The sequence below is a fragment of the Vagococcus xieshaowenii genome (assembly GCF_004792515.1).
Taxonomy (GTDB): Bacteria; Bacillota; Bacilli; order Lactobacillales; family Vagococcaceae; genus Vagococcus_A; species Vagococcus_A xieshaowenii.
Genome location: NZ_CP038865.1, coordinates 1,422,379 through 1,446,736 on the forward strand (window position 1 = coordinate 1,422,379; position 24,358 = coordinate 1,446,736).

Annotated in this window: 18 protein-coding genes; 7 read left to right on the forward strand and 11 right to left on the reverse strand. The window is 36.2% G+C overall.

The genetic code is table 11. The annotated features are described in order from the left end of the window. Nucleotides 1-19 precede the first annotated feature (19 nt). Nucleotides 20-904 (forward strand): RluA family pseudouridine synthase, encoded by an 885-nt coding sequence (locus E4Z98_RS06870; protein WP_135254581.1) that lies wholly within the window; start codon nt 20-22, stop codon nt 902-904. 95 nt (nt 905-999) lie between these two features. Continuing rightward, complete coding sequence (gene argS / locus E4Z98_RS06875) at nt 1,000-2,691, forward strand: arginine--tRNA ligase (RefSeq protein WP_135254580.1); 1,692 nt, start codon at nt 1,000-1,002, stop codon at nt 2,689-2,691. Between the two features lie 313 nt (nt 2,692-3,004). Here argS and E4Z98_RS06880 read toward each other — a convergent pair whose 3' ends face one another. Next, complete coding sequence (locus tag E4Z98_RS06880; protein WP_135254579.1) at nt 3,005-3,496, reverse strand: QueT transporter family protein; 492 nt, start codon at nt 3,494-3,496, stop codon at nt 3,005-3,007. A 222-nt stretch (nt 3,497-3,718) separates the two neighbouring features. Here E4Z98_RS06880 and E4Z98_RS10050 point away from each other — a divergent pair, with 222 nt between their 5' ends. Next, complete coding sequence (locus E4Z98_RS10050; RefSeq protein ID WP_167790922.1) at nt 3,719-3,868, forward strand: hypothetical protein; 150 nt, start codon at nt 3,719-3,721, stop codon at nt 3,866-3,868. A gap of 126 nt (nt 3,869-3,994) precedes the next feature. Next, nucleotides 3,995-4,960 (forward strand): diacylglycerol/lipid kinase family protein, encoded by a 966-nt coding sequence (locus E4Z98_RS06885; RefSeq protein WP_167790921.1) that lies wholly within the window; start codon nt 3,995-3,997, stop codon nt 4,958-4,960. Nucleotides 4,961-5,024: 64 nt separating this feature from the next. Here E4Z98_RS06885 and alaS read toward each other — a convergent pair whose 3' ends face one another. From alaS to nifJ, 6 genes are all read right to left on the reverse strand, one after another. Continuing rightward, complete coding sequence (alaS, locus tag E4Z98_RS06890) at nt 5,025-7,676, reverse strand: alanine--tRNA ligase (RefSeq protein WP_135254577.1); 2,652 nt, start codon at nt 7,674-7,676, stop codon at nt 5,025-5,027. Nucleotides 7,677-7,964: 288 nt separating this feature from the next. Beyond that, nucleotides 7,965-8,885 (reverse strand): alpha/beta hydrolase, encoded by a 921-nt coding sequence (locus E4Z98_RS06895; protein WP_135254576.1) that lies wholly within the window; start codon nt 8,883-8,885, stop codon nt 7,965-7,967. A 66-nt stretch (nt 8,886-8,951) separates the two neighbouring features. After that, the gene (gene glmM, locus E4Z98_RS06900) at nt 8,952-10,310 is read right to left on the reverse strand and encodes a phosphoglucosamine mutase (protein WP_135254575.1); all 1,359 of its coding nucleotides are present in this window, start codon (nt 10,308-10,310) and stop codon (nt 8,952-8,954) included. Between the two features lie 42 nt (nt 10,311-10,352). Continuing rightward, nucleotides 10,353-11,321: a CdaR family protein gene (locus tag E4Z98_RS06905; protein ID WP_135254574.1), complete on the reverse strand. Its 969-nt coding sequence runs from the start codon at nt 11,319-11,321 to the stop codon at nt 10,353-10,355. Between the two features lies 1 nt (nt 11,322). Next, complete coding sequence (cdaA, locus tag E4Z98_RS06910; RefSeq protein WP_135254573.1) at nt 11,323-12,201, reverse strand: diadenylate cyclase CdaA; 879 nt, start codon at nt 12,199-12,201, stop codon at nt 11,323-11,325. Between the two features lie 232 nt (nt 12,202-12,433). Further along, nucleotides 12,434-15,985: a pyruvate:ferredoxin (flavodoxin) oxidoreductase gene (gene nifJ / locus E4Z98_RS06915; protein ID WP_135254572.1), complete on the reverse strand. Its 3,552-nt coding sequence runs from the start codon at nt 15,983-15,985 to the stop codon at nt 12,434-12,436. Nucleotides 15,986-16,220: 235 nt separating this feature from the next. Between nifJ and E4Z98_RS06920 the strand changes: the two genes are divergently transcribed. After that, on the forward strand, nt 16,221-16,850 hold the full coding sequence (locus E4Z98_RS06920) for an NAD(P)-dependent oxidoreductase (RefSeq protein ID WP_135254637.1): 630 nt from the start codon (nt 16,221-16,223) through the stop codon (nt 16,848-16,850). Nucleotides 16,851-16,961: 111 nt separating this feature from the next. Here the strand turns inward: E4Z98_RS06920 and E4Z98_RS06925 are convergent, their stop codons facing one another. The 4 genes from E4Z98_RS06925 to E4Z98_RS06940 all read right to left on the reverse strand — a co-directional run bounded on the left by E4Z98_RS06925 (nt 16,962) and on the right by E4Z98_RS06940 (nt 20,862). Beyond that, nucleotides 16,962-17,459 (reverse strand): SprT family protein, encoded by a 498-nt coding sequence (locus tag E4Z98_RS06925; RefSeq protein WP_135254571.1) that lies wholly within the window; start codon nt 17,457-17,459, stop codon nt 16,962-16,964. After that, the gene (locus tag E4Z98_RS06930) at nt 17,459-19,639 is read right to left on the reverse strand and encodes a Tex family protein (protein ID WP_135254570.1); all 2,181 of its coding nucleotides are present in this window, start codon (nt 19,637-19,639) and stop codon (nt 17,459-17,461) included. Before E4Z98_RS06930 ends, E4Z98_RS06925 begins: the two co-directional genes overlap by 1 nt. A 47-nt stretch (nt 19,640-19,686) precedes the next feature. Next, nucleotides 19,687-20,415, reverse strand: coding sequence for a metallophosphoesterase (locus tag E4Z98_RS06935; RefSeq protein WP_135254569.1), 729 nt, complete (start codon nt 20,413-20,415; stop codon nt 19,687-19,689). A 63-nt stretch (nt 20,416-20,478) separates the two neighbouring features. After that, nucleotides 20,479-20,862 carry a DUF1149 family protein gene (locus E4Z98_RS06940; RefSeq protein WP_135254568.1) on the reverse strand — a complete coding sequence of 128 codons (384 nt, stop codon included), beginning with the start codon at nt 20,860-20,862 and terminating at the stop codon, nt 20,479-20,481. A gap of 199 nt (nt 20,863-21,061) precedes the next feature. Here E4Z98_RS06940 and yfcC point away from each other — a divergent pair, with 199 nt between their 5' ends. Beyond that, nucleotides 21,062-22,795 carry a putative basic amino acid antiporter YfcC gene (yfcC, locus tag E4Z98_RS06945; protein ID WP_135254567.1) on the forward strand — a complete coding sequence of 578 codons (1,734 nt, stop codon included), beginning with the start codon at nt 21,062-21,064 and terminating at the stop codon, nt 22,793-22,795. 355 nt (nt 22,796-23,150) lie between these two features. Continuing rightward, the gene (iadA, locus tag E4Z98_RS06950; protein ID WP_135254636.1) at nt 23,151-24,335 is read left to right on the forward strand and encodes a beta-aspartyl-peptidase; all 1,185 of its coding nucleotides are present in this window, start codon (nt 23,151-23,153) and stop codon (nt 24,333-24,335) included. Nucleotides 24,336-24,358: the final 23 nt, after the last annotated feature.

Genomic DNA, 24,358 nt, shown 5'->3' on the forward strand with positions numbered 1-24,358 from the left:
ACAGAAAGAGTGTGTTTTTATGCAATATTCGATTACGCTTCCCACTAATTTTGAAACCTGTGATATCCAGACACTTTTAGAAATTAAATGGCTAGTCCCAAGAAAAGTTCGACATTTTCTACGAACCAAAAAAAATATTCTGGTTAATGGACAAACGCTCTTATTCCATGAAATGGTTCATGCTGGTGATGTTATTACGTTGACTTTTGAAGAAAGCGATTATCCTAATTATAACGTCCTAAAAGGAAACGGTTATGACCTGGAGGTACTCTTTGAAGATGAGCACTTAATCATCGTCGATAAACCTATCAAAATGAAAACTCATCCTAATGAAGCTGCTGAAGATGACACCTTACTCAATCATGTCGCTAGTTACCTAACTCCTCAAGGCGTTCTTCCTTATGTTGTACACCGACTAGACATGGAAACAAGTGGCTTAATTATGTTTGCTAAAAATCCTTTTATTTTGCCTATCATTGGTCGCATGCTTGAAGAAAAGAATATCAAACGCTCATATCACGCATTAATTAAAGGACAATTAACTAAAGATTATCTAACAGTCAACAAAAAAATTGGTCGTGATCGCCATGACCGTCGTAAACGACGAATTGATGAACGCTCGGGTAAAACAGCTATCACTCACTTTGCAACTATAGACTCCAATCAACAATCTTCATTGTTAAGATGTGAACTTGAAACTGGTCGGACCCACCAGATTAGAGTTCACTTACAAAGTTTGGGCCATCCCATCATTGGAGATCCTTTATACAATCCGAAAAGTCGTGGTGAACGCTTAATGCTTCACGCCTTTGCCTTACATTTTACACACCCACTAACCGATCAAGAAATTCATTGTCAATCCAACACTTCTGGTTTTTCATTGAAGAGTTTTCACAATAAATAATAATAGGAATATAGTCATGTTTTTGTTATAATACGTTGGTATGACTTTATATTTCACGTAAATAAATAAGCCAATTAATATACGGAGGGATTCTAATGAACGAAAAAACTTTAGTAGCTCAAGCCCTAGAAAAAGTTCTAGGTGAACATCTTACGCTTGAAGAGATTACTAACTCAATTGAACGACCAAAAGTGTCGGAACATGGGGATCTAGCCTTTCCAGCTTTCCCTTTAGCAAAAATCATGCGCAAGGCACCTCAAATGATTGCCCAAGATATCGCTGATCAAATCGAAGCCAGTGACGCTTATCAAGTACAACCTATTGGACCTTATGTAAATTTCTTCTTAAATAAAGCAGAAATTAGCCAAGCGACTTTAACAGAAATTATTGAAAAACAAAGCCACTATGGTGATCAAACAATTGGGGAGAATAGAATGATTCCAATTGATTTATCTTCACCTAATATCGCCAAACCAATGTCAATGGGACATTTACGTTCAACCGTTATCGGTAACAGTATTGCCCTATTAGTTGAAAAATTAGGTTACCAACCATACAAAATCAACTACTTAGGTGACTGGGGAACACAATTTGGTAAATTAATTGTTGGTTACAAAAAATGGGGATCAGAACAAGCAGTTATCGAAAATCCTATCAAAGAATTACTACGCCTATACGTTGAATTCCATGAAAAAGCTGAAACAGATCCTTCATTAGAAGATGAAGGTCGTGCTTGGTTTAAAAAACTTGAAGATGGTGATGAAGAAGCCCTTCACTTATGGAAATGGTTCCGTGAAGAATCATTAAAAGAATTCCAACGTGTTTATGATTTATTAGAAGTTACATTTGATTCATATAACGGTGAATCATTTTATAACGACAAAATGAATAAACCAATCGAACTTTTAGAAGAAAAAAATCTATTAATTTCTGACCAAGGTGCTGATATCGTTGATTTGTCTAAATACGATTTAAATCCTGCCCTTATTCGTAAATCTGATGGTGCGACATTATACATCACACGTGACTTAGCTTCAGCTTTATACCGTAAAGAAGAATATAACTTTGATAAAGCTGTTTACGTTGTAGGAAACGAACAAAGTATCCACTTTAAACAATTAAAAGCCGTTCTGAAAGAATTAGGCTTCAATTGGGCTGATGATATTGTCCACGTACCTTTTGGTTTAATTACGAAAGATGGAAAAAAACTATCTACACGTAAAGGGAAAATTGTCTTACTTGAAGAAGTGCTAAGCGAAGCAATTAATCTATCATTAGGACAAATCGAAGATAAAAATCCTAGCCTAGAAAATAAAGAAGAAACCGCTCGCCAAGTTGGTGTTGGCGCTGTAATCTTCCACGATCTTAAAAACGATCGCTTAAATAACTTTGACTTTAACTTAGAAGAAGTGGTACGTTTTGAAGGTGAAACAGGTCCTTATGTACAATATACACACGCTCGCTCTGCTTCTATTTTACGTAAAACAAATTGGCAACCAGTTGAAGGCCAATCTTACGAATTAAATGATGCAGAAAGCTGGGAAGTTATTAAATTATTGAAAGATTTCCCTTCAGTAATCGAAAGAGCCGCTGCTAAATATGAGCCATCTGTTATTGCTAAGTATGTCATTGACTTAGCTCAAACATTCAACAAATATTACGCACACACTAAAATTGTGAGTGATGACGACCAACAAGATGCTCGTCTAGCTCTTGTTTACTCAGTAAAAACTGTTCTTAAAGAAGGTTTACGCCTATTAGGTGTTCACGCTCCTGAAGAAATGTAATAAACAAAGATCCCAACCTGCCAAGGCAAGTTGGGATTTTTGTTTATCTATTACATAAATACACTATCACGGTAAGTCCTAAAAATGCTATTAGAGCGATCACACCACAACTATTTAAGAAAATATTCAAACGTGATTTCTTACGAAACATTCATTCTAACATATCGTATAAAATCAACCCCAATAGAACCACCTAGCGGATTATTAATTAAATCTGTGATATCACCTCCGTCTCAAAAGCAAAAAAAGATGGCCTGATTTTTCATCAGCCATCCTTTTAGGTTAAGAGTACAAATTTTTTATTCGCTCGTGATTAATACTTATCAAAATTAATACGTTTATCTATTGCATACATGATAGGAGCTGAAATTGCCATAATAACGAGTTCACTAATAAATGTCCAACCGTATGTTACCCAGAATGGCGCTTCAACTGCCATATTTAGCATTAAAGCAATTAAACACATACTCAAACTAAATACTAATGTATTAGCTATTAATAATTTTTTCTTATCTTTAATGACTTTACTTAGTAAAGCAGTGATTAATAATGAACCTAACGTTTGGACACCACCAAAAGCCACATCTAAAATTCCAAACTCTGAAAACATCATATTATACAATAGAACGCCCGCAAAAACTCCCCATAGTAAACGTTTATTAAATACCACAATGTGATTTAAACTTTCTGAAATTCTAAACTGGATAGGACCAGATGCCATAGGGTTGACGATAATCGTTAGCGCTAAATAAATCGCTGCGATGACCCCATTCATAATTAAAGTCATTGTTTTCTTTGATGTCATATATTTTCCTCCTAGTTTTGTTAACGCGGGATGGTATGAATGAACCGCGGTTTTTTTGCTACCTTCCTACTTTATGCCTTTTATTAATCATTGTCAATCATGAAAACTAAAAACTTGCATTTATAAATAAAAGGGAGTAAAATTATAAACGTTGGAATTTCGTTATTAAGACCTAGTTACTTTTGCCTTTTGTGGATTACAGATAAAGAAGGAGAAGATACTATGATATTCAATAACAAACAATTACCTTACCGTATTGCACTTAATACTCAAACGCAACAATTTATCGCGTTCGATGCTAAAGATGAGTCAAAAGTCGCTTATGGTAATACAATTGAAAAAGCTATTGCAGCTTTAAAACAAATCATTTAAAAGGAGAACCTTTATAATGGATGCATCTTGTAGTTGTACAAGAAGATAGAAGTCGTTAGCACTTAACAATAGCTGATGACTTCTTTTTTATTGTTTTCCAACAATATTGATCATGAAAGGAATATTATGCAGTCATTACATTTACATATCATTGCCAACGAAAATGCTGGAAGTGGCAACGGTACTCAAATATTATTAGACGTAAAAAAACATTTAATTACACACCAAATCCCCTTTACTATTCACCTTTCAGAATATGCGGGGCATGCTATAACACTAACTGAAACATTAGCTAAAACAACATTACGAACTTGGCAAGAAAATGATGGCACTAACCATGAATCCTATCCACTTTTGGTAGCACTAGGTGGAGATGGAACGGTATTTGAAATTCAAAATGGCTTAGCTAACTATCCTACTATTCCTTTTGCCTATATTCCAAGCGGATCAGGTAATGATTTTGCTAGAAGTGCGAATATTTCTCGGGAACCCATAGAGGCATTAAAGCAACTGTTAAATGCGACGTCTCCGTCATCTTTTTATTCATTAAAGTACGACGAACAAACAACCAAGGAATCCTTTATTATTTCTAACAACCTAGGCATTGGGTTAGATGCATCTGTTGTTGCCAAAACCAATGAATCCAAAAATAAAACGACTTTGAATAAACTAAAACTAGGTTCGCTTGCTTATCTCTTTTCAATGATTGGCCTTTTATTTAAACAAAAAGGTTTTAAGTTAACTGTAAATGATGGTCAGACAACAAAGCAATTCAACAATGCCTATCTTGTCACTAACAGTAAGCATCCTTATTTTGGTGGTGGTGTAAAAATTTTACCTAATGCTAGTATTGAGGAGCCTGAACTTGAATTAATTGTCGTTGAAAAAATTAGTTACCTAAAAATTGCTCGCTTGTTAGCTAAACTAGCTAAAGGAACACATACGTCTAGTCCGTATGTGACAATCTTCCGATCTAAAACAATGCATTTAATGACTAAATCACGTCAATATGGCCAAATGAATGGTGAAGTCATTGAACCTAGAGCTTTCAATGCGATCCTTTCTACTGTAGAACATCTCATTTGGAAATAACAAAAAACTCGTAAGCTTTTTTAAGGCTTACGAGTTTTTTGTTTCATTAAGGTAAAAAATCAGTTTATTTTTCAGCAATCCATGTTTTAACAGCTGCTAACGCATCAGACATACCTGCAGGATTTTTACCACCTGCTTGTGCTAAGTCTGGACGTCCGCCACCGCCACCACCTACTAGTGGCGCAATTGCTTTGATTAAGTCTCCCGCACGTAAACCTTTTTCGTTCATTGCAGGTGTCATTGCTACTAATAAATTCGCTTTATCATCTTGTGTAATCCCTAATACTAAAACATCAGAAACTTCTTTTTGTTTCCATTGGTCAGACAATTGACGTAATTGGTTCATGTCTTTCACGCTAGCGTGTTGAGCAATTATCTTAATACCATTAACTTCTTCAATATTATTGAAAATATTGCCGGCTTCTTGGTTGGCTAATTTAGCAGCCAATTGTTCGTTTTCACGTTGTAATTCTTTTAGTTGTGCTTGTAATTGTTCAACTCGGCTTGTTGCTTCTTTTAATTGTGGTGCTTTTACTAATTGAGCAATAGCTTTTAAGTCATTTTCTTCATTATGGAAAACTTCATACGCTTCTTCACTGGTTACCGCTTCGATACGACGAACACCAGCACCGATTCCTGATTCAGATAAAATCTTGAAGATTCCGATTTCACTTGTGTTACGAACATGCGTACCACCACATAATTCTAGTGAGTAATCACCGACTTTAACAACACGTACGTCTGAGCCATATTTCTCACCAAATAAAGCCATAGCGCCCATACCTTTTGCTGTGTCGATATCTGTTTCAATTGTTTCAACGGCTAAACTTTCCCAAATTTTTGCGTTAACAATTTGTTCCATTTTTTCTAACTCTTCAGGTGTTACTTGACCAAAGTGTGTGAAGTCAAAACGTAAGTGACCAGGTGTTACTAATGAACCTGCTTGGTTAGCATGTGTGCCTAAAACATCTTTTAGTGCTTGGTGTAATAAGTGAGTCGCCGTATGATTTTTTACGACTTTGTTACGGCGAACTTCATCAACGACTAAACGGTATGATGTACCAGTTGTCATTGGTTTTGTGACAATTAATTTGTGTAATGGTTGACCGTTTGGCGCTTTTTTCACGTCAACTACTTCAGCAACAACTTCGTTTTGGTCGTTGTAAATAACACCCATATCAAACGTTTGTCCACCCATTTCAGCGTAGAAAGTTGTTTTAGCAAACATAGCTTCAGCAGTTGTTTCTTCAGTTGGCTCTAGGCTATTAACTTTTTCTTCGTTAGCAATTAATACGACTAATTCACTTGTCACTTCTAATTGATTATAACCAACAAATTCGCTAGACACATTGATATCTGTTAATAATCCTGATTGAATGTTCATTGATTCAACTGAAGCACGAGCCGCACGCGCACGTTCACGTTGGGCAGTCATTTCTTCTTCAAAACCTGCATGATCAACATCGAAACCAGCTTCTTCAGCAATTTCTTCTGTTAATTCAACTGGGAAGCCGTATGTATCATACAATTTGAAGATATCTTTCCCGTTAATTTGTGTGTCGTTATTTTTTTTAGCATCCGCTAAAATACCATTTAAAATTGTTAAGCCTTCATTGATTGTTTCATGGAAACGTTCTTCTTCAGTTTTAATTACTTTTTGGATGAAGTCTTTTTGTGCTAACACTTCTGGGTAGAAATCTTTCATAATATCGCCAACGACTAACACTAATTCATACATGAATGGTTTGTCGATACCTAATTTTTTACCATGACGAACGGCACGACGTAATAAGCGACGTAAAACATAACCACGTCCTTCGTTTGACGGTAATGCACCATCGCCAATTGCGAAGCTTACCGCACGCACGTGGTCAGCGATTACTTTAAATGAAATATCTGTTTCAACGCTTTGACCATAAGTGAATTGACCACTCATAACTTCTGTGGCTTTAATGATTGGCATGAATAAATCTGTTTCAAAGTTTGTTTTTGTATTTTGAATAACAGAAGTTAAACGCTCTAGCCCCATACCTGTATCAATATTCTTATGAGGAAGTGGCTCATACGTGCCTTCTTCTGTATGGTTAAATTCAGAAAATACTAGGTTCCAAATTTCTAAGTAACGTTCATTTTCTCCGCCTGGGAAGTTTTCTGGATCATCTTCAGCCACATCATTGAATTCTTGCCCACGGTCATAGAAAATTTCAGTATTAGGACCAGATGGACCCACACCAATTTCCCAGAAGTTACCTTCTAAATCAATGATACGTTCTTGTGGCAAGCCAATTTCTTCATGCCAAATACGACGTGCTTCGGCGTCACTTGGATGAACAGTAACGGATAATTTTTCTGGATCAAAACCAATCCATTTTTCATCAGTTAAAAATTCCCACGCCCAGTGAATCGCTTCTGGTTTGAAGTAATCACCAATTGAGAAATTACCTAACATTTCAAACATTGTATGATGACGAGCTGTTTTCCCAACATTTTCAATATCATTCGTACGAATACTTTTTTGAGCATTAGTCATTCTTGGATTTTCAGGTGCAATCGTGCCATCAAAATATTTTTTTAATGTCGCAACACCTGAGTTAATCCATAAAAGCGTTGGATCTTCAAATGGTACTAATGACGCACTTGGTTCCACACTATGCCCTTTTTCTTTGAAAAAATCTAAAAACATTTGACGAATTTGAGTACTAGTTAATTGTTTCATCTGTCTTCTCCTTTAAAATAAAATAAAAAAACACCCTGCAAAACAAGGACGACACAATCGCGGTACCACCTTGTTTGCAATGATGTTTTGAACAGTCATTACCTCTTAAGTTTCCGTAACGTGGAAAATGCGTGAATAGTTTCCTATTCAATCACACAAGGGAGCCTTATAATGATTAGTGGGTTTTTCTCACAGCCTAGGAAAAACTTTCTGGACCTAACTAAGTTCATCTAATATATCCTTGCTTTACAAGTATAATGAATCTATTAAAAAAAGTCAATTTACTTCTTACATGTATTTAGCCAAAAACGCCGCTACTTTTTTGTTATAACCTTCTGGATCAACTTCAATACTTTTAGCATGCTCTGCCCCTTCGACTAACCATTTTTCTTTTGGTCCATTCGTCGCTTCATACACACTATCAATCATACGTGTTGGGACAAAGGTATCAGTGGTTCCATGAATAAATAGCATCGGGCGTTTATTTTTAGACAGCTGTTTTAGAGCATCTGCTTCATAAAAATTATATCCTGCTTTAAAATCTGTGTATGCTGAAGCAAGTGGAATCATTGGGAATGATGGTAAATTAAACATATCTTTTAATTGAAACGCTAATTCATTGCTTACTTTATCATACCCGCAATCTTCAATAATTACCTTCACTTGTTCTGGTAATGCTTCTCCTGAAGCCATCATAACAGTTGCTGCGCCCATACTCAAACCAAATAAAGCAATGTCAATTTTACCATTGTATTTATCCACTAAGTTATTTGACCAATCGACAATATCTAAACGCTCATCCCAACCAAATCCGACATAGTCACCTTGACTTTGGCCATGTCCGCGTGCATCTGGCATAAAGACATCATAACCTTGGTTAAAGAATAAACGAGCATAATCTTCCATTCCTTTAGAACTATTTCCATATCCATGTACGACTATTGCCAACTTTTCACTAGGTTGCTTGTGCTTTAAATGAACCCCAAATAATTCTAAACCATCTCTTGAGGTCATCTCATAATACAAAGGGGATTCCTCGATAAAATCCCAATTAGCATAAACATTATCTGGTTCTCCTTCATGCGTTTCAGCTAAAAATTCTTTTTCTCCTGGAACTATCGCATAATTATATAAATAATTGACTCCCCAAAATAATCCTATCACCACAACACATAGTACAACAATCAACGCAATTACTAATTTTTTCATTTTTTCACCTTTTTAATTTAATAAGGAGGCTGGAACTTTCGCTCCATCCTCCTAGTTATTTTTAATTTATTCAGCGCCAACTTCAAGTTTTACAACGTCAGCGATTTTATTGACATAGTATTCAACTTTTTCAATTGAAGGTGCTTCTGCCATCACGCGTAATAATGGTTCTGTTCCTGATGGTCTTACTAAGACACGTCCATTACCATCCATTTCAGCTTCTACTTCATCAATTACTTTATTGATGAAGACATTACTTAAAGCTTCTTCTTTATTTGTTACACGGATGTTGACTAATTTTTGTGGATAGATTGTAAATTCTGAAGCTAATTCAGATAACTTCTTCCCAGTTTCTTTCATAACATGTAACAATTGTATACCTGAAAGCAAGCCATCACCTGTTGTATTGTAATCTAGGAATACAATATGACCAGATTGTTCGCCACCGAAATTATAATTGTTTTTACGCATTTCTTCTACTACATAACGATCACCTACTTGTGTCGTTAAAGCCGTCATACCAGCTTCTTCAACCGCTAAATGGAAACCTAAGTTACTCATCACAGTTGAAACAATCGTATCATCTTTTAATAAGCCTTTTTCTTTCATGAACTTACCACAGATATACATGATTTGATCCCCATCAACGATATTTCCTAATTCATCTACCGCAATCACTCGGTCACCGTCACCATCAAAAGCTAGACCAACGTCTGCTCCTTTTTCAACGACGAATGCTGCTAATTTTTCAGGATGAGTTGAACCAACACCATCATTAATATTTAAACCATTAGGACTTGTTCCCATTGTGTAAAATTCTGTTTCCAAATCAGCAAATACACGGTTTACTAATGGTGATGTTGCACCATTTGCGCCATCAAGACAAACCGTTAACCCTTCTAAATCACCGTCAATTGATTTTGTTAAGAATTGTGCGTACTTAATTAATCCTTCTGGGAAGTCTTCTAATGTTCCTAATCCTTCTGCTGCTGGACGAGGTAGCGTATCAACTTCTTGGTCAAGTAACGCTTCGATTTCTAATTCTTCTTCATCGGCTAATTTAAACCCATCTGGTCCAAAAAATTTAATTCCATTATCTTGTGCTGGATTATGTGAAGCTGAAATCATTACGCCTGCGTCAGCATTTTGTAAACGTGTTAAGTAAGCGACTGCTGGTGTAGATACAACACCTAGTTGATAGACTTCAATACCTACAGACATTAAACCAGCCATTAACGCTTGTTCTAACATTTCTCCAGAAATACGTGTGTCTCTTGCAACTAAAACTTTTGGTCTTGTTGTTTCATCTGTGTGATGTTGAACTAATACATAACCACCACATCGACCTAATTTAAATGCTAATTCAGGTGTTAGCTCTTTATTAGCAACGCCTCTAACACCATCTGTTCCAAAATATTTCCCCATTATTTGACACCCTACCTTATATTTAATAAACTAATTTATTTTTTACTTTTTATCTACCAATTTAGGCGTAATTGTCACACTTACCGTTTCAGGATTCATCGTGACATTATTGATTGTTTCAATTTTATAATCACCCGTTTTCGTTTCCTTAATCGTTGAAGTATCCACAAATACCTCTACTTGATTAATAGAATCGATGACATCACGTGAACCAATAATTTCAACATTCTGAACTGGTGTTGTGAATGAATAACTCTTAACCCCATCTGGAATCTTTCCTGATTGTTTAATCGTCACAGGAACCGATTTAGACGGTGCTGTCACATCTATGTTCACTTTTATTTTTGAAGGATCAATAATTGTGGTCAAAATATTGCCTTCATTATCAATTGCATAAACATCATACTCTTTTTCAAAGTCTGAGACAATTTCTTTGTCTTGATCGACCGATACTATGACATCGGCTATTTTATTCATGGTTTTCTTACCAGTGGTTACGGCTACTGACTCAGGCGTTAACCCAATATCTTCTAAAGTATAACCATTTTTTAGTAAATTGTCATTCAATTTAGGATGCACATTAAAAGTTTGTGTGATTCTCTCCTCTAAATCAAATGTTATTTGTGGTGATTCTAATGTTACTTCGACCCCTGCTGGTAAATTTAAAGCCTTGATATCGACCTTGTGTTTTCCTGCTTTATAACCTGTTAAATCAGCTTGTAACATAAAATTTCTTGTTTCACTATTCATTTCTGTGTCTAATAAAATGCGATTAGAACTTTTTAATACAACAGACATGGATTCTTTGTAAGCCGAAATAAAGAACGCATCTGCATCGTATTTAACCGAAACAGGTACCTCTTCTGCAACAACTGAAAAAGTTGGTTGTGTATTAGAATTGCTACTTGAATTAAAAAAATTATTATCTGAATTTGCATTAAAAAATAATAAGAGCGCTATACCAAACGACACCAAAATGACAAACCATTTACTGGAGGTAAAATCTTTCATCTTACTTTCCCTCCTTTTTGAAGAGATCAGCGATAATTTTAATAAAATTATCCGATGTTGCGTCTTCTGTTACCACAAGTTCTTCTTTTAATATGTCCAAGTATTCTTCCTCTGATAAATGAGCATGTAAACGACCATTCCTTGTAATGCTCACGTCCCCTGTTTCTTCTGAGACGACAATTGTCACTGCATCGGATACTTCACTAACACCAATTGCTGCGCGATGTCTCGTTCCAAATTCTTTAGGAATAGCATCATTTTCAGATAGTGGTAAATAGGCACACGCTACGGCAATTTTGTTGTCTTTAATGATAACCGCTCCATCATGAAGTGGTGTATTTGGAATGAAAATATTAATTAACAATTCCCCTGAAATTTCTGAATTTAGCGGGATACCTGTTTCAATATAATCATCTAAACCCGTTTGTTTCTGAATGGTCATTAATGCACCAATTTTACGTTTAGACATGTACTTAATTGCTTGATTAAATTGATTAATCATTTCCTGAGTGTCCATCTCATTTCCGTACTTTTTTCTAGAAAATAAGGCGCCTCGCCCTAAATGTTCTAACCCTCGTCTTACTTCAGGTTGGAAAATAATGATGGTCGCAATGACCCCATAGGTAATAACTTGATTCATCACCCATTCCACCGTATTTAATCCCAAGATTCCACTTAGTACACGTATTACGATAATAACTACAATCCCTTTAATAACTTGAATTGCTTTGGTTCCTCTGATTATTTGAAGTAATTTATAAATAAAGTACCAAACTACCGCAATATCAATTGCACTAACAATAAAATTTTTAGAAAAAAGGTACTGTGAGAGAATATCTTTCATATTTTCAAACGTTGATAACAATAAAAAATCAACCATCTATATTCTCCTTTCTTTTTCTGTAAATAGTATAACATAAATAAGCCTTTCAAGAGTCTTATTGAACGTTTTTTCACAAAAATTTCTATCATTTTGCTTTGTTAGCCATCAAAACAGGAGCTTGTGACAAAGTAAAATTTAAGAAGCTGCTTTTGCTACACCGTTCATGCGAAATAAAAGAGCTGTGACAACAGTTTTGTCACAGCTCTTTCTTAAAAAATACCTAGTATGTTTATTCTTTTTCCAACTTTTGACGAATTTTTTCTTCCTGACCAGCAATTCGTGCATAGCGATAAAAACGCTTTTTAGCATCTTCAATTGTTTTGTCATATAACTCATCTGCTACTTCAGGATTTACCTTACTTAGAGATGAAAAACGAGTCTCACTTAATAAAAAAGATTTCATTTGCTCAAAGTTAGGTTTTTTGAAGTCTAAAGTCATAGGGTTCTTGCCTTTTTCTTCTAGTGTGGGGTTGTAACGATACAATGACCAATAACCTGAGTTAACCGCATCTTTCGTTTGTTGTAACGTGATACCGCCACTAATTCCATGTGCTATACATGGTGTATAAGCTATAATTAATGAAGGTCCAGGGAATTTTTCTGCCTCTTCAATCGCTTTAATGGTTTGCATTTGATTAGCACCTGATGCGATTTGCGCCACATACACATTGCCGTAACTCATGGCAATAACACCCAAATCTTTCTTTACCCCACGTTTTCCATCTGCAGCAAATTTTGCAATAGCAGCTGTTGGGGTCGCTTTAGATTTTTGACCACCTGTATTAGAATAAACTTCATTATCCATCACCAAAATATTGACATCTTCACCACTTGATAAAATATGATCAATCCCACCAAAACCAATATCATACGCCCAACCATCGCCACCAATCATCCATTGACTAGGTTTCACTAATAAATCCCATTTTTGTGCGATTCGTTCTAAAACAGGATAGGTTTCTTTTTCCGCCTCGACCATTGCTTTTACTTTTTGTGCACGTTGTTGGGTTCCTTGGCTATCATTAAAATGACTTAGCCAATCCGATAGCATCTGGGCAATCTCTTCTGATAACTGTTCTTCTTTTAATATCGTCTCAACTATCATCGCTAGCTCTTCTCTTCTAGAATTATTAGCTAAATACATCCCATAACCAAATTCGGCATTATCTTCAAATAAAGAATTTGACCATGCAGGTCCTTGTCCTAGGTGATTGGTTGTATAGGGGGTTGTCGACGCAGATGCCCCAAATATTGAAGAACACCCCGTAGCATTCGCCATCATTAAACGATCACCGTACAATTGCGTTAATAATTTAATATACGGTGTCTCTCCACAACCTGAACAAGCACCTGAAAATTCGATTAACGGTTGCTCAAACTGAGAGCCACGAATATTATTGGTTTTAAATGGATTGGCTTTTGTTTTCAACGTCATCGCAAAAGCCCAGTTAACTGCTTGTTCTTTCATCTCATCGTAAGGCTTCATTTCTAGTGCTTTTCCTTTAGCTGGACAAGCTTCCACACATAAACCACAACCTGTACAGTCTTCTAAAGATACTTGAATACGATACATTAAACCATCGGCTCCACGCATTTCTCTTGTTAGGAATCCATCAGGCGCTTCAGATTGTTCTTCCTCATCGACTAAGAATGGACGAATAGCCGCATGAGGACAGACAAAGGCACATTCATTACACATCGTACACTTATCCACATCCCATTCTGGCACCTCCAAAGCAATGCCGCGTTTCTCATACGCAGCCATACCACTTGGAATACGTCCATCAGTCATTTGTTGTTCCTTTAAATCGCCTACTGATAAAGAATCTCCCTCATGTCGAGCAATGGGATCTACAATTTTAAAAACAAATTCTGGACGTTTCACGGTTGCATCAGTTAAGCGACCTTTCGTTTCCAACCATGAATCATCTAGTTGAATTTCTCTCATACTATCCACGGTTAATCTCATCGCCTCAACATTTTTTTCGACTATATCGTTAGATTTTTTAGCAAATCGTCGTTTCAGTTCATCCATCATATGTTCTTCTGCCACTTTAGGTTCAATAATTCCTGCCAATTCGAAGAAAGCACGTTGCATAATAGTATTAATTCTTCCAGGTAATCCCACTTTAAGCGCGATTTGAGCCGCATCGACTACGTAAAACCGAATATTTTTTTCTATCATTTTTTTACGCATCTTATAAGGTAATAAGGTCTTTAACGTCTCATCTGACCAACTAGCATTCAAAAGAAAGACACCGTTTTCTCTTAAAGAATCAATCATGTCGTATTTTTTCACATAGGATGTATGATGACAGCCGACAAAATTGGCTTCATCGACTAAATATGTTGCTTCGATAGGATGTGGGCCAAATCGAAGATGTGATACGGTTAATCCCCCTGATTTTTTTGAATCGTAATCAAAATATCCTTGAACATAATGGTCTGTTTGATCACCAATTATCTTGATGGTTGAATAATTTGCCCCTACAGTGCCATCTGAACCAAATCCCCAAAATTTCGCTTGATACGTTTCATCTGAAATTAGATTTATTTCTTCTTCCACAGGTAAGGATAAATAGGTTACATCATCGACAATCCCAATCGTAAAACGTTGTTTCAATTCATCTTTTGGTCTTAATAAATGTCTAAAAACAGCTAAAATATGACTGGGTGTTGTATTTTTTGAGCCTAATCCATAACGTCCTCCTGTAATAATTGGTGCTGCATCACTGCCATACAAAGCACTTTGAACATCTAATAATAACGGTTCACCGTTAGCTCCAGGCTCTTTTGTTCGGTCCAATACGGCGATTTTTTTCACCGTTTTTGGTAACTTATTTAAGAAAACTTCTGTTGGAAACGGACGATATAAATGAATATTCAAATGTCCCACTTTTTGTCCCTGTGCATTTAAATAATCGACAGTGTTTCTAACAGTTGAAGCAACACTTCCCATCGAAACAATCACTTCTGTCGCATCTTTTGCACCGTAATAAGTTACCAAATCATAATCTGTTCCACGTAGATCATTAATTTTTTGCATATAATGTTGGACAATGCCTGGTACAGCATCGTAATACGTATTAATTGTTTCACGTTGTTGGAAATGAATATCTGGATTTTGGTTGGTCCCACTGACATGCGGTTGGTTAGGATTCAAACTACGTTGACGAAATTCAGCTAATTTTTCTTCATTAACAAGCGGGCGTAATTCTTCATAATCGAGTACTTCTATTTTTTGTAGTTCATGACTCGTTCTAAACCCATCAAAAAAATTAATAAAAGGTAAGCTTGCTTCAATAGTTGCAAGATGAGCCACTGCAGATAAGTCCATCACTTCTTGGACGCTACTTTCTGCTAACATAACAAAACCTGTTTGACGTGCCGCCATGACATCGCCATGATCACCAAAAATACTTAAAGCATTAGTTGCTACCGCACGAGATGCTACATGAAAAACAGTGGGCAATAACTCGCCTGCAATTTTATACATATTAGGAATCATCAACAGTAAACCTTGAGAAGCTGTATAAGTCGTTGTTAATGCACCTGTTTTCAACGCACCATGAACCACACCCGCTGCTCCTGCTTCTGATTGCATTTCAATTACTTGTACTGGACGGTTAAATAAATTTTTCTTTCCCTCGACAGACCATTCATCGGTTACTTCTGCCATCGTTGAACTGGGGGTAATGGGATAGATAGCCGCTAACTCTGTGAATGCATACGCAATATGTGCTGCTGCTGTATTCCCGTCCATTGTCTTTAATTCACGCATTTACTTGTTCTCCTTTTTTCATCTTTGTGAAAAAACTACCTAAGTTATTATATCCTTTTTACCTCACTTTTAAAAGACCTTATTTACTATAAGCAAACTAGCTGACTTTTTTTAATAAAAACTAATCATTTTATTTAACTATCTAATTGTAAGTCAAAAGGCAATAAAAAATCGAACGTTTATGATACAATTATTTTTGTAAATAGACCCTTTAAATATATAGGAGGAAACAATGATGAAAATTGGTATTATTGCAGCGAACGGTAAAGTTGGTCAATTGATTACTGAAGAAGCCGTCAATAAAGGATATGAGGTAACAGCAATTGTTAGAAACGATAACAAAACTACTGCACCACGGTCACTACAAAAAGATTTATTTGATTTAACTCGTGATGATATCTCTTCATTTGATGTTATCATTGATGCAGCAGGTTTTTGGCAACCCGAAGACTTAATCAAGCATCAAACGTCTATTGCTCATTTAACTGATATCTTAAAAGGAACACCCACACGATTAATAATAGTTGGCGGCGCAGGTAGTTTATATATGGATGCTACTCATACCATTCAATTAAAAGATACTCCTGATTTTCCTGAAGCGTATAAACCACTTGCTGAAAGTATGGCTAAAGGCTTGGATTTGTTGCGTGAACGTCACGATAGCCACTGGGTTTATGTCAGCCCCGCAGCCGATTTCATTGCGGATGGAGAAAAAACTGGTCAGTATGCCTTTACAGGTGAAGAATTCACTGTCAATAAACACGGTAAAAGTTACTTAAGCTATGCCGATTATGCAACTGCTCTAGTTGAGCTTTTAGAAGATACCTCTATCAATCAGCAACGAGTGGCTATTTATACTAAGTAATTAAAAGATATAACGAAAAAGCGCACGACTATTCAACGTCGTGCGCTTTTAATATAATAGGTTATCAATTATTTCAATCTATTTATTAAACAATATTGTTCAATTATTCAGTCATTCTAATGTTATCATGACTAAATCACCAAAACATTTACAGCGATAGCGATTGAGGTCGATTTTTTTCTGACGATAATAATCTAGTTGACATTTCTGACAGCGATAATGGTAACGAGTCTCTTTTTCAACTAACGGTTTTACATAACGTGAGCCACCTACCGCTTTTAATAATAGTTTAAAGGCTTTGTCTCTATGTTGATAGCCGCGTCCGGTTAAATGCAAATGATAGTGGCAAAGTTCATGTAGTATCACATTGACTAATTCTTCCCACCCATACTTTGTATAGACTAGTGGGTTAATATCAATATGATGACTAGTCAAATGATATCTACCACCTGTCGTCTTTAATCGTTTATTTACTTTTGCATCATGAGTAAATGGCGCATTAAAGCATCTTAACGAAATGATGCTTATCCATTCGGTTAAAGAGTCATCTGTCAAAGGTGGTTCGTCTTGAAATAGTTGTTCAAAATAACGATAATCTTCGCTTAACATTAGGCTTGATTGGGACCTAACATACTTAGTGCGACACGATGTTTGGCTAAGTCAACTTCTTCAATCCAGACTGTTACGATATCACCAACTGCGACTACATCAGTTGGATGCTTAACAAATTTATGACTTAATTTAGAAATATGTACTAACCCATCTTGTTTAACACCAATATCCACAAATGCCCCGAAATCGACCACATTTCTGATGGTCCCTTCTAGTTCCATGCCGACTTTTAAGTCTTCCATCGTTAATACATCTTTTCTTAATAGTGGAGCAGGCATAGCCTCACGCATATCACGCCCTGGTTGTTTCAATGCCTCTACGATATCTTGTAATGTTTCTTCTCCTATAGACAAGTGTTGTGCCATTGAAGGTAATGACATATTGGCAAGTTTTTGCTTACTTTCTTCTGTTCCTAATTCTGTTAATTGAATGCCTAATTCTTTTAATAAACGTTCCGTTGCTTCATAACTTTCTGGGTGAATTCCGGTATTGTCTAAAATGGTTTTACCACCCACAATTCGGATAAAACCAACTGCTTGTTCATAAGCTTTTGGTCCTAATCGTGGTACTTTTTTCAACTGTTTACGATCAGTAAAAACACCATTTTCATCACGATACTTCACAAAGTTTTGCGCAGTGGTTTTGTTCAATCCGGCCACGTGTTGTAGTAATTCAGAGCTAGCCGTATTAGCATTGACACCTACTTGGTTAACCGCTGTTTCCACAACAAAGTCTAATTGTTCAGCTAAGCGTTTTTGAGAAACATCGTGTTGATATTGTCCGACACCAACAGCTTTAGGATCAATTTTTACCAATTCTGCTAAGGGATCTTGTAAACGACGCGCAATACTAACTGCACTACGTTCTTCAACTTGCAAATCTGGAAATTCTTCACGAGCAACCGCACTTGCTGAGTAAACCGAAGCACCGGCTTCATTAACAATCACATAGTACACACTACGCTCTATTTGTCTTAATTGCTCGGCAACAAACAATTCTGATTCCCGACTAGCAGTCCCATTCCCAATAGCAACCATCTCAACTTGATACGTTTCGATTAGTTCTCTAAAGGTTGGACCTGCGGCAGCTTTTTTGGCTGCAGGAGCTGGATTGTGTGGATAAATAACATTAATGGCTAAGACTTTTCCTGTACCATCAACAATCGCTAATTTACATCCCGTACGATATGCTGGATCAAATCCCATTACGACTTTATCTTTTAATGGTGACTGTAATAATAAATGACGTAGATTTTCACCAAAAATATTAATGGCTTGTTCATCAGCTTTTTCTGTTAATTCTGAGCGAATTTCACGTTCGATTGCTGGCTTAATAAAACGTTTATAGCTATCTTGATACGCAGCACGAATATAAGCTACTGCCGTACTTTGCGTGTGTTGGCCAATCAAATGACGTTCAAAGTAACGCATCACTTCTTCTTCTGGAAGGGTTAATTCCACTTTAAGTATGCCTTCTTTTTCCCCACGATTCATTGCTAGAACACGATGAGAAACAATCGTTTTAACCGGTTCTTGAAAATCGTAGTACATTTCAAAAATCTGTTTTTCATCTTTTGAAGCATCTTTTCCACTACTTACTAAGATACCTTTTTTCATTGTAAAGTCACGCAGCCACTCACGATAGCTTGCATCATCACTAATGATTTCTGCAATAATTTCATGTGCTCCTTGGTAGACATCTTCTGTACTCATTACCTCATTGGCCTCATTAATATAAGCTTGTGCTTCTACTTCAACCGGGCTACTTGGATAAGTTAATAACCATTTAGCAAATGGTTCTAAACCTTTTTCTTTGGCGATAGTTGCCTTAGTACGTCGCTTTTGTTTGTAAGGTCGATAAATATCTTCTAGCTTTTGCATCGTAGTGGCCGTGAGTATTTGTTTAGATAACTCAGGCGTTAGTTTGTCTTGTTCGTGAATTAGTCGTTCTACTTCTTCACGTCGTTTTTCTAAATTAGTAATATATTGATGACGTTCTTCAATTTCACGAATCATGACTTCATCTAAGCTACCGGTTGCTTCTTTACGATAACGTGCAATAAACGGTACCGTGTTTCCTTCAGCTAATAATTCTAACACTTTCTTGATTTGATTAGGTTTGTACTGATTTAATTCTTTGATTAAAATTGAATGTACACGTTGTTCTTTTTCTTCCAAAACACTCCACGTCCTTCACTTTATTTCATTATCTATCATATCATAAATTATTCTTCTGGTTGCCATACTTCTCCTTGGAAAAATTCTTGTGCTTGCAAGATTCCTTCTGACGAAAAAATAACCACATGAAGACTCCCACCGTATATTGCTCCACCATCCATACCAATCTTATGATCATGTTGCCACAACTTGGTCGTTTGATTATCTCCATATAAATAGTGCGTTGGTGTATGGCCAAATACCAACGTCTTGCCCGTTTTATTGGGTAATTGGTGAAACGGCTCGCGGATCCAAATAAATTCACGCTCACTTGTCTTGCGCCAATCGCTTAAGGTTAAATTAACCCCTGCATGAACAAAAACATATGCTTGCCATTCATAATATAGCGGTAGTGTTTTTAAGAACGTGAGTAATGTCTCATAGTGATAGCGAATCATTGCCGCAATTTCAGAAGGTGAATATTCCTCACAGGCACCTTTATGTAGTAAACTCTCGATAGTAAGTTTTCCACCATTTAATAAGTAATTAGGATACCGTTCAATAGGATCCTCAATAAATCTCAATAGTAGATCTTCATGATTTCCTTTCAAGTAAACGGCCCCATATTCTTCGACTAATTTCTTACCTAGAAGCAAGCATTCCTTACTATACGTTCCCCGGTCAAGTAAATCTCCTAATAATACCAACTGATGCATAGTTGGATCAAATTCTATTAATGCTCGTTGAAAACTATTTATATCTCCATGAATATCTCCAATCACATAAGCCAACTTCATATTATCACCTTCTTTTCTTGTAAATAAAAAGAGGCAGACAAACTGTCCACCCCTATGTATAGGCTAATCTTCTTGTTGGAAGTTTAATTTAACACCAGGAATATCAAGGGCAATTTCTGTTACTTCTTCCGTTAAACGTTCCACAACTCTAAATAGTGGTTTGATTAACTCGTTAACTTCTTCCTTTGATAATTCTTCTGACGCTGTAATTTTACGGCCATGAACTTCGACCAATTGACGAACTGCGCCTGTTAATACAAAATCAGGGAACATAATTTTATAAATCACTCGTACCCCTAATATACTATTTTTTTCAGAATCAAAATCTGCTTCCTCATTAACTTCAAGTGGTGTTACATCTACTTTAATTTCATTTTCACCTTGTTCACCATTATGTGCATCATAATGAAATGCTTCTACAAACGCCTTATGTCTAACTAATTCCATCTTATCCTCCTTATTAATTCTTCAAATTTATTATTCATTTCTTTATTCAATTATAGCATATTCCTACTATATAATACATCTTCATATTTTTTTGACTACTGATTATTTATGCAAAAAGCGCTAATTTTTTAACAGAATTATGCTCGATGTTGTGCTATAATGTTTATGGTTTTATAACATATATATAAAGGAGAATTCTATGTCGGGAACAAACGTGAAGAAAAAGAAAGATTTGACACAGATAAAAACACCACATACCTATGTCATTATCTTTGGTGTTGTCGTATTAGCGTGGCTATTAACTTATTTAGTCCCTGCTGGTAAGTTTGACACAACAGAAATTGAATACAAGGACGCAAACGGTGAAGTTGCAACAAAAACCGTTTTAGATCAGGACTCATTCCGCTATCAATATAATTTAGATGGTAATATCGTGATTGAGAAATTAGAAGAGTTAGCTAACGATGAAGCCACTCTTGATAAAATTGGTGTTAGCCAAAGTGATGTAGAAGGTATTATTGCTGATGGTGCAGAAAACATCTCACAAGAAACTTTAGATGAGTACAACTTAACAGATGATACGCTATATGAGTTATATGGTAAGGACATTTATGATACATCTAAAAAATTACACAAAACAGCAAAATTGTGGGGAACAGATGATTTTGGTGGTTTTGGTTTCCTAAACTTTGTCTTTGAAGGGTTAGTTTCTGGAGACAAATACGGTTCTGCTGTCGGCATCGCTGCATTAATCTTAGTCGTTGGTGGTGCTTTTGGTATTATCATGCGTACCGGTGCAATTGATGCTGGTATCTATGCCTTTATTAGTAAAACTAAGGGGCTAGAAAAATTAGCTTTACCGTTGCTGTTCTTCGCCTTTTCTTTTGGTGGAGCAACATTTGGGATGGCTGAAGAAGTCATCCCGTTCTCAATGGTTATGGTACCCTTCGTTATTGCCTTAGGTTATAACTCTATCGTTGCGGTTACCGTAACTTATGTGGCCTCACAGGTCGGAAATGCGACATCATGGATGAGTCCATTTAGTGTGGCTGTTGCCCAAGGTATCGCTGGTGTTCCTGTACTTTCAGGTGCAACATTCCGTATTATTATGTGGGTAGTCGTCACTGCTTTATCCGCAGCTTATATGATGATTTACGCTGAAAAAATCCGTAAAAATCCATTAACTTCAGAAACATATGAATCAGATCAATATTTCCGTGATCAAATTAAGAAGACATCTGATGAGAAAAAACCATTCTTATTAGGACACAAATTAATTCTAATTGAAATGTTAATCGTCTTAGTTTGGATTATTTGGGGCGTAACGCAAAAAGGCTACTACATTCCAGAAATTGCCTCTCAATTTTTCGTAATGGGACTTATTGCTGGTATCACAGCCGTTATCTTCAAACTTGATGGTATGGGGATTAATGATATTGCTAAGAGCTTCCAAAACGGAGCTGCCGATTTAGCAGGAACAGCAATTGTAGTTGGTATGGCAAAAGGTATTCTTCTAGTTTTAGGTGGCTCTGACGCTGCACAATACTCTGCTTTGAATACAACGTTACATTCAATTGGTTCTGCACTTTCTGGCTTACCTGCTTTAGTTGGTGCTTGGTTCATGTACATTTTCCAAAGTTTATTCAACTTAGTGGTAACATCAAACTCTGGACAAGCCGCTTTAACAATGCCAATTATGGCACCGTTAGCTGATCTACTAAACATTCCAAGACAGATTGCTGTCTTAGCTTATCAATTAGGAGCAGGCTTCATGGATGCTTTCACACCTGTTTCAGCAAGTTTAATTGGTGTTCTAGGTGTTGCACATATTGACTGGGCAAAATGGGCGAAATTCCAAATTAAAATGCAAGCATTCTTATTCGTATTAGGTTGTATCTTTATTGCTATTGCGATTATGATTGGCTTACAATAATAATTTTCAAGAAGTTGTGATCATTCATTTGGTCACAACTTTTTTATTTTACTAAAAGACTATTAATAAAACGTCAAATATCGTACACTATAATTAATTTAACAAGGAGTGATTATTTATATGAAACTATCAAACATGATGAATTATGTAGGAATCTTTTCCAGTGTAATCTTATTAATTACTGGTATTGTTGAAACTAACTATTTACTAATCCTTTGTGCTGTCTTATTATTTCTCATTTCAATTAATGACATTAAAAAAAACACCCTTAAATAATTGGATGCCTCTCAAAAAAAATATTTTCAATTACAAACGTTTTTATTATAAACTTACTTAAAAGGAGTGACTTAACATGATGAAATTAATAAAGAACGCGGAAGTTTATTCACCAGATTATCTTGGAAAAAAAGATATCCTGCTAGCAAATGATAAAATTATTGCTATTGAAGATCAACTTTCTGCGGATAGTTTTCCAATTGAGATTGACGTCATTGATGTGGCAGGTAAGATTGTTACACCTGGATTTGTCGATTGTCATTTCCATCTAACAGGTGGTGGTGGTGAAGGTGGTTACCAAAATCGCACACCCGAGGTCACCCTCTCAAAATTAACAACAGCTGGCGTAACGACTGTTGTTGGCTGTCTTGGAACTGACGGGGTTGGTCGTGATATGGTCGCGTTAATTAGTAAAGCACGTGGACTAGAGGTAGAAGGCATTTCAACTTATCTCTATGTTGGATCGTATCATCTACCGGTTTGTACAGTGACCGACTCAATTATCAAAGATTTACTAACGATTGATAAAATTATCGGCATCGGTGAAATTGCTATTGCCGATCACCGTTCTTCTCAACCTAGTTTTGAAGAATTCACACGTGCTGCCTCAGAAGCTCGTGTTGGTGGCATGCTATCTGGAAAAGCTGGTATTATCAATGTTCATCTAGGTGATGGTAAAGAACCTTTCAAACTTATCGAACGCACAGTTGATGAAACCGAAATTCCTATTAGCCAATTTTTACCAACTCATATTAATCGTACCGAAGCAGTATTTGAAGCAGCGATTGATTACGCTAAACGTGGAGGCTATGTTGATTTCACAGGTAGTGAAAATCCAGAATTCTGGGAAAAGAGCGATGGTGAAGTGCGTTTCAGCAAAGGGTTAAAACGCTTATTAGCTGAAGGAATTGCCATTGAACAAATTACAATGACATCCGATGGCCAAGGAAGCCTACCTTATTTTGATGAAAACAATCAGTTTTTAGGTTTAGGTGTTGGGAGTGCTAAGTCGTTATTAGTCGGAATTAAAGATGCCGTTTTAAATGAAGGAATTCCTTTAGAAACAGCTATTAAAACAATTACCAAAAACCCAGCTACTATTTTGAAGTTATCTAGTAAAGGTAGTTTAGAAATTGGTAAAGACGCCGACATTTGCGTCTTGGACCCACATACATTAGACCTTACTAGTGTGATTGCTAAAGGGCAACTAATGGTTCATGAACAAGAGGTAAACGTTTGGGGAACATTTGAACAATCATATTAATTAATCAGGCTAACATCAACCAA

Excerpts from the sequence above, each read along its gene's own strand:
- E4Z98_RS06870 (WP_135254581.1), top strand. The coding sequence starts at position 20 with ATGCAATATTCGATTACGCTTCCCACTAATTTTGAAACCTGTGATATC.
- argS (WP_135254580.1), top strand. The coding sequence starts at position 1,000 with ATGAACGAAAAAACTTTAGTAGCTCAAGCCCTAGAAAAAGTTCTAGGT.
- E4Z98_RS06880 (WP_135254579.1), bottom strand. The coding sequence starts at position 3,496 with ATGACATCAAAGAAAACAATGACTTTAATTATGAATGGGGTCATCGCA.
- E4Z98_RS10050 (WP_167790922.1), top strand. The coding sequence starts at position 3,719 with ATGATATTCAATAACAAACAATTACCTTACCGTATTGCACTTAATACT.
- E4Z98_RS06885 (WP_167790921.1), top strand. The coding sequence starts at position 3,995 with ATGCAGTCATTACATTTACATATCATTGCCAACGAAAATGCTGGAAGT.
- alaS (WP_135254577.1), bottom strand. The coding sequence starts at position 7,676 with ATGAAACAATTAACTAGTACTCAAATTCGTCAAATGTTTTTAGATTTT.
- E4Z98_RS06895 (WP_135254576.1), bottom strand. The coding sequence starts at position 8,885 with ATGAAAAAATTAGTAATTGCGTTGATTGTTGTACTATGTGTTGTGGTG.
- glmM (WP_135254575.1), bottom strand. The coding sequence starts at position 10,310 with ATGGGGAAATATTTTGGAACAGATGGTGTTAGAGGCGTTGCTAATAAA.
- E4Z98_RS06905 (WP_135254574.1), bottom strand. The coding sequence starts at position 11,321 with ATGAAAGATTTTACCTCCAGTAAATGGTTTGTCATTTTGGTGTCGTTT.
- cdaA (WP_135254573.1), bottom strand. The coding sequence starts at position 12,201 with ATGGTTGATTTTTTATTGTTATCAACGTTTGAAAATATGAAAGATATT.
- nifJ (WP_135254572.1), bottom strand. The coding sequence starts at position 15,985 with ATGCGTGAATTAAAGACAATGGACGGGAATACAGCAGCAGCACATATT.
- E4Z98_RS06920 (WP_135254637.1), top strand. The coding sequence starts at position 16,221 with ATGAAAATTGGTATTATTGCAGCGAACGGTAAAGTTGGTCAATTGATT.
- E4Z98_RS06925 (WP_135254571.1), bottom strand. The coding sequence starts at position 17,459 with ATGTTAAGCGAAGATTATCGTTATTTTGAACAACTATTTCAAGACGAA.
- E4Z98_RS06935 (WP_135254569.1), bottom strand. The coding sequence starts at position 20,415 with ATGAAGTTGGCTTATGTGATTGGAGATATTCATGGAGATATAAATAGT.
- E4Z98_RS06940 (WP_135254568.1), bottom strand. The coding sequence starts at position 20,862 with ATGGAATTAGTTAGACATAAGGCGTTTGTAGAAGCATTTCATTATGAT.
- yfcC (WP_135254567.1), top strand. The coding sequence starts at position 21,062 with ATGTCGGGAACAAACGTGAAGAAAAAGAAAGATTTGACACAGATAAAA.
- iadA (WP_135254636.1), top strand. The coding sequence starts at position 23,151 with ATGAAATTAATAAAGAACGCGGAAGTTTATTCACCAGATTATCTTGGA.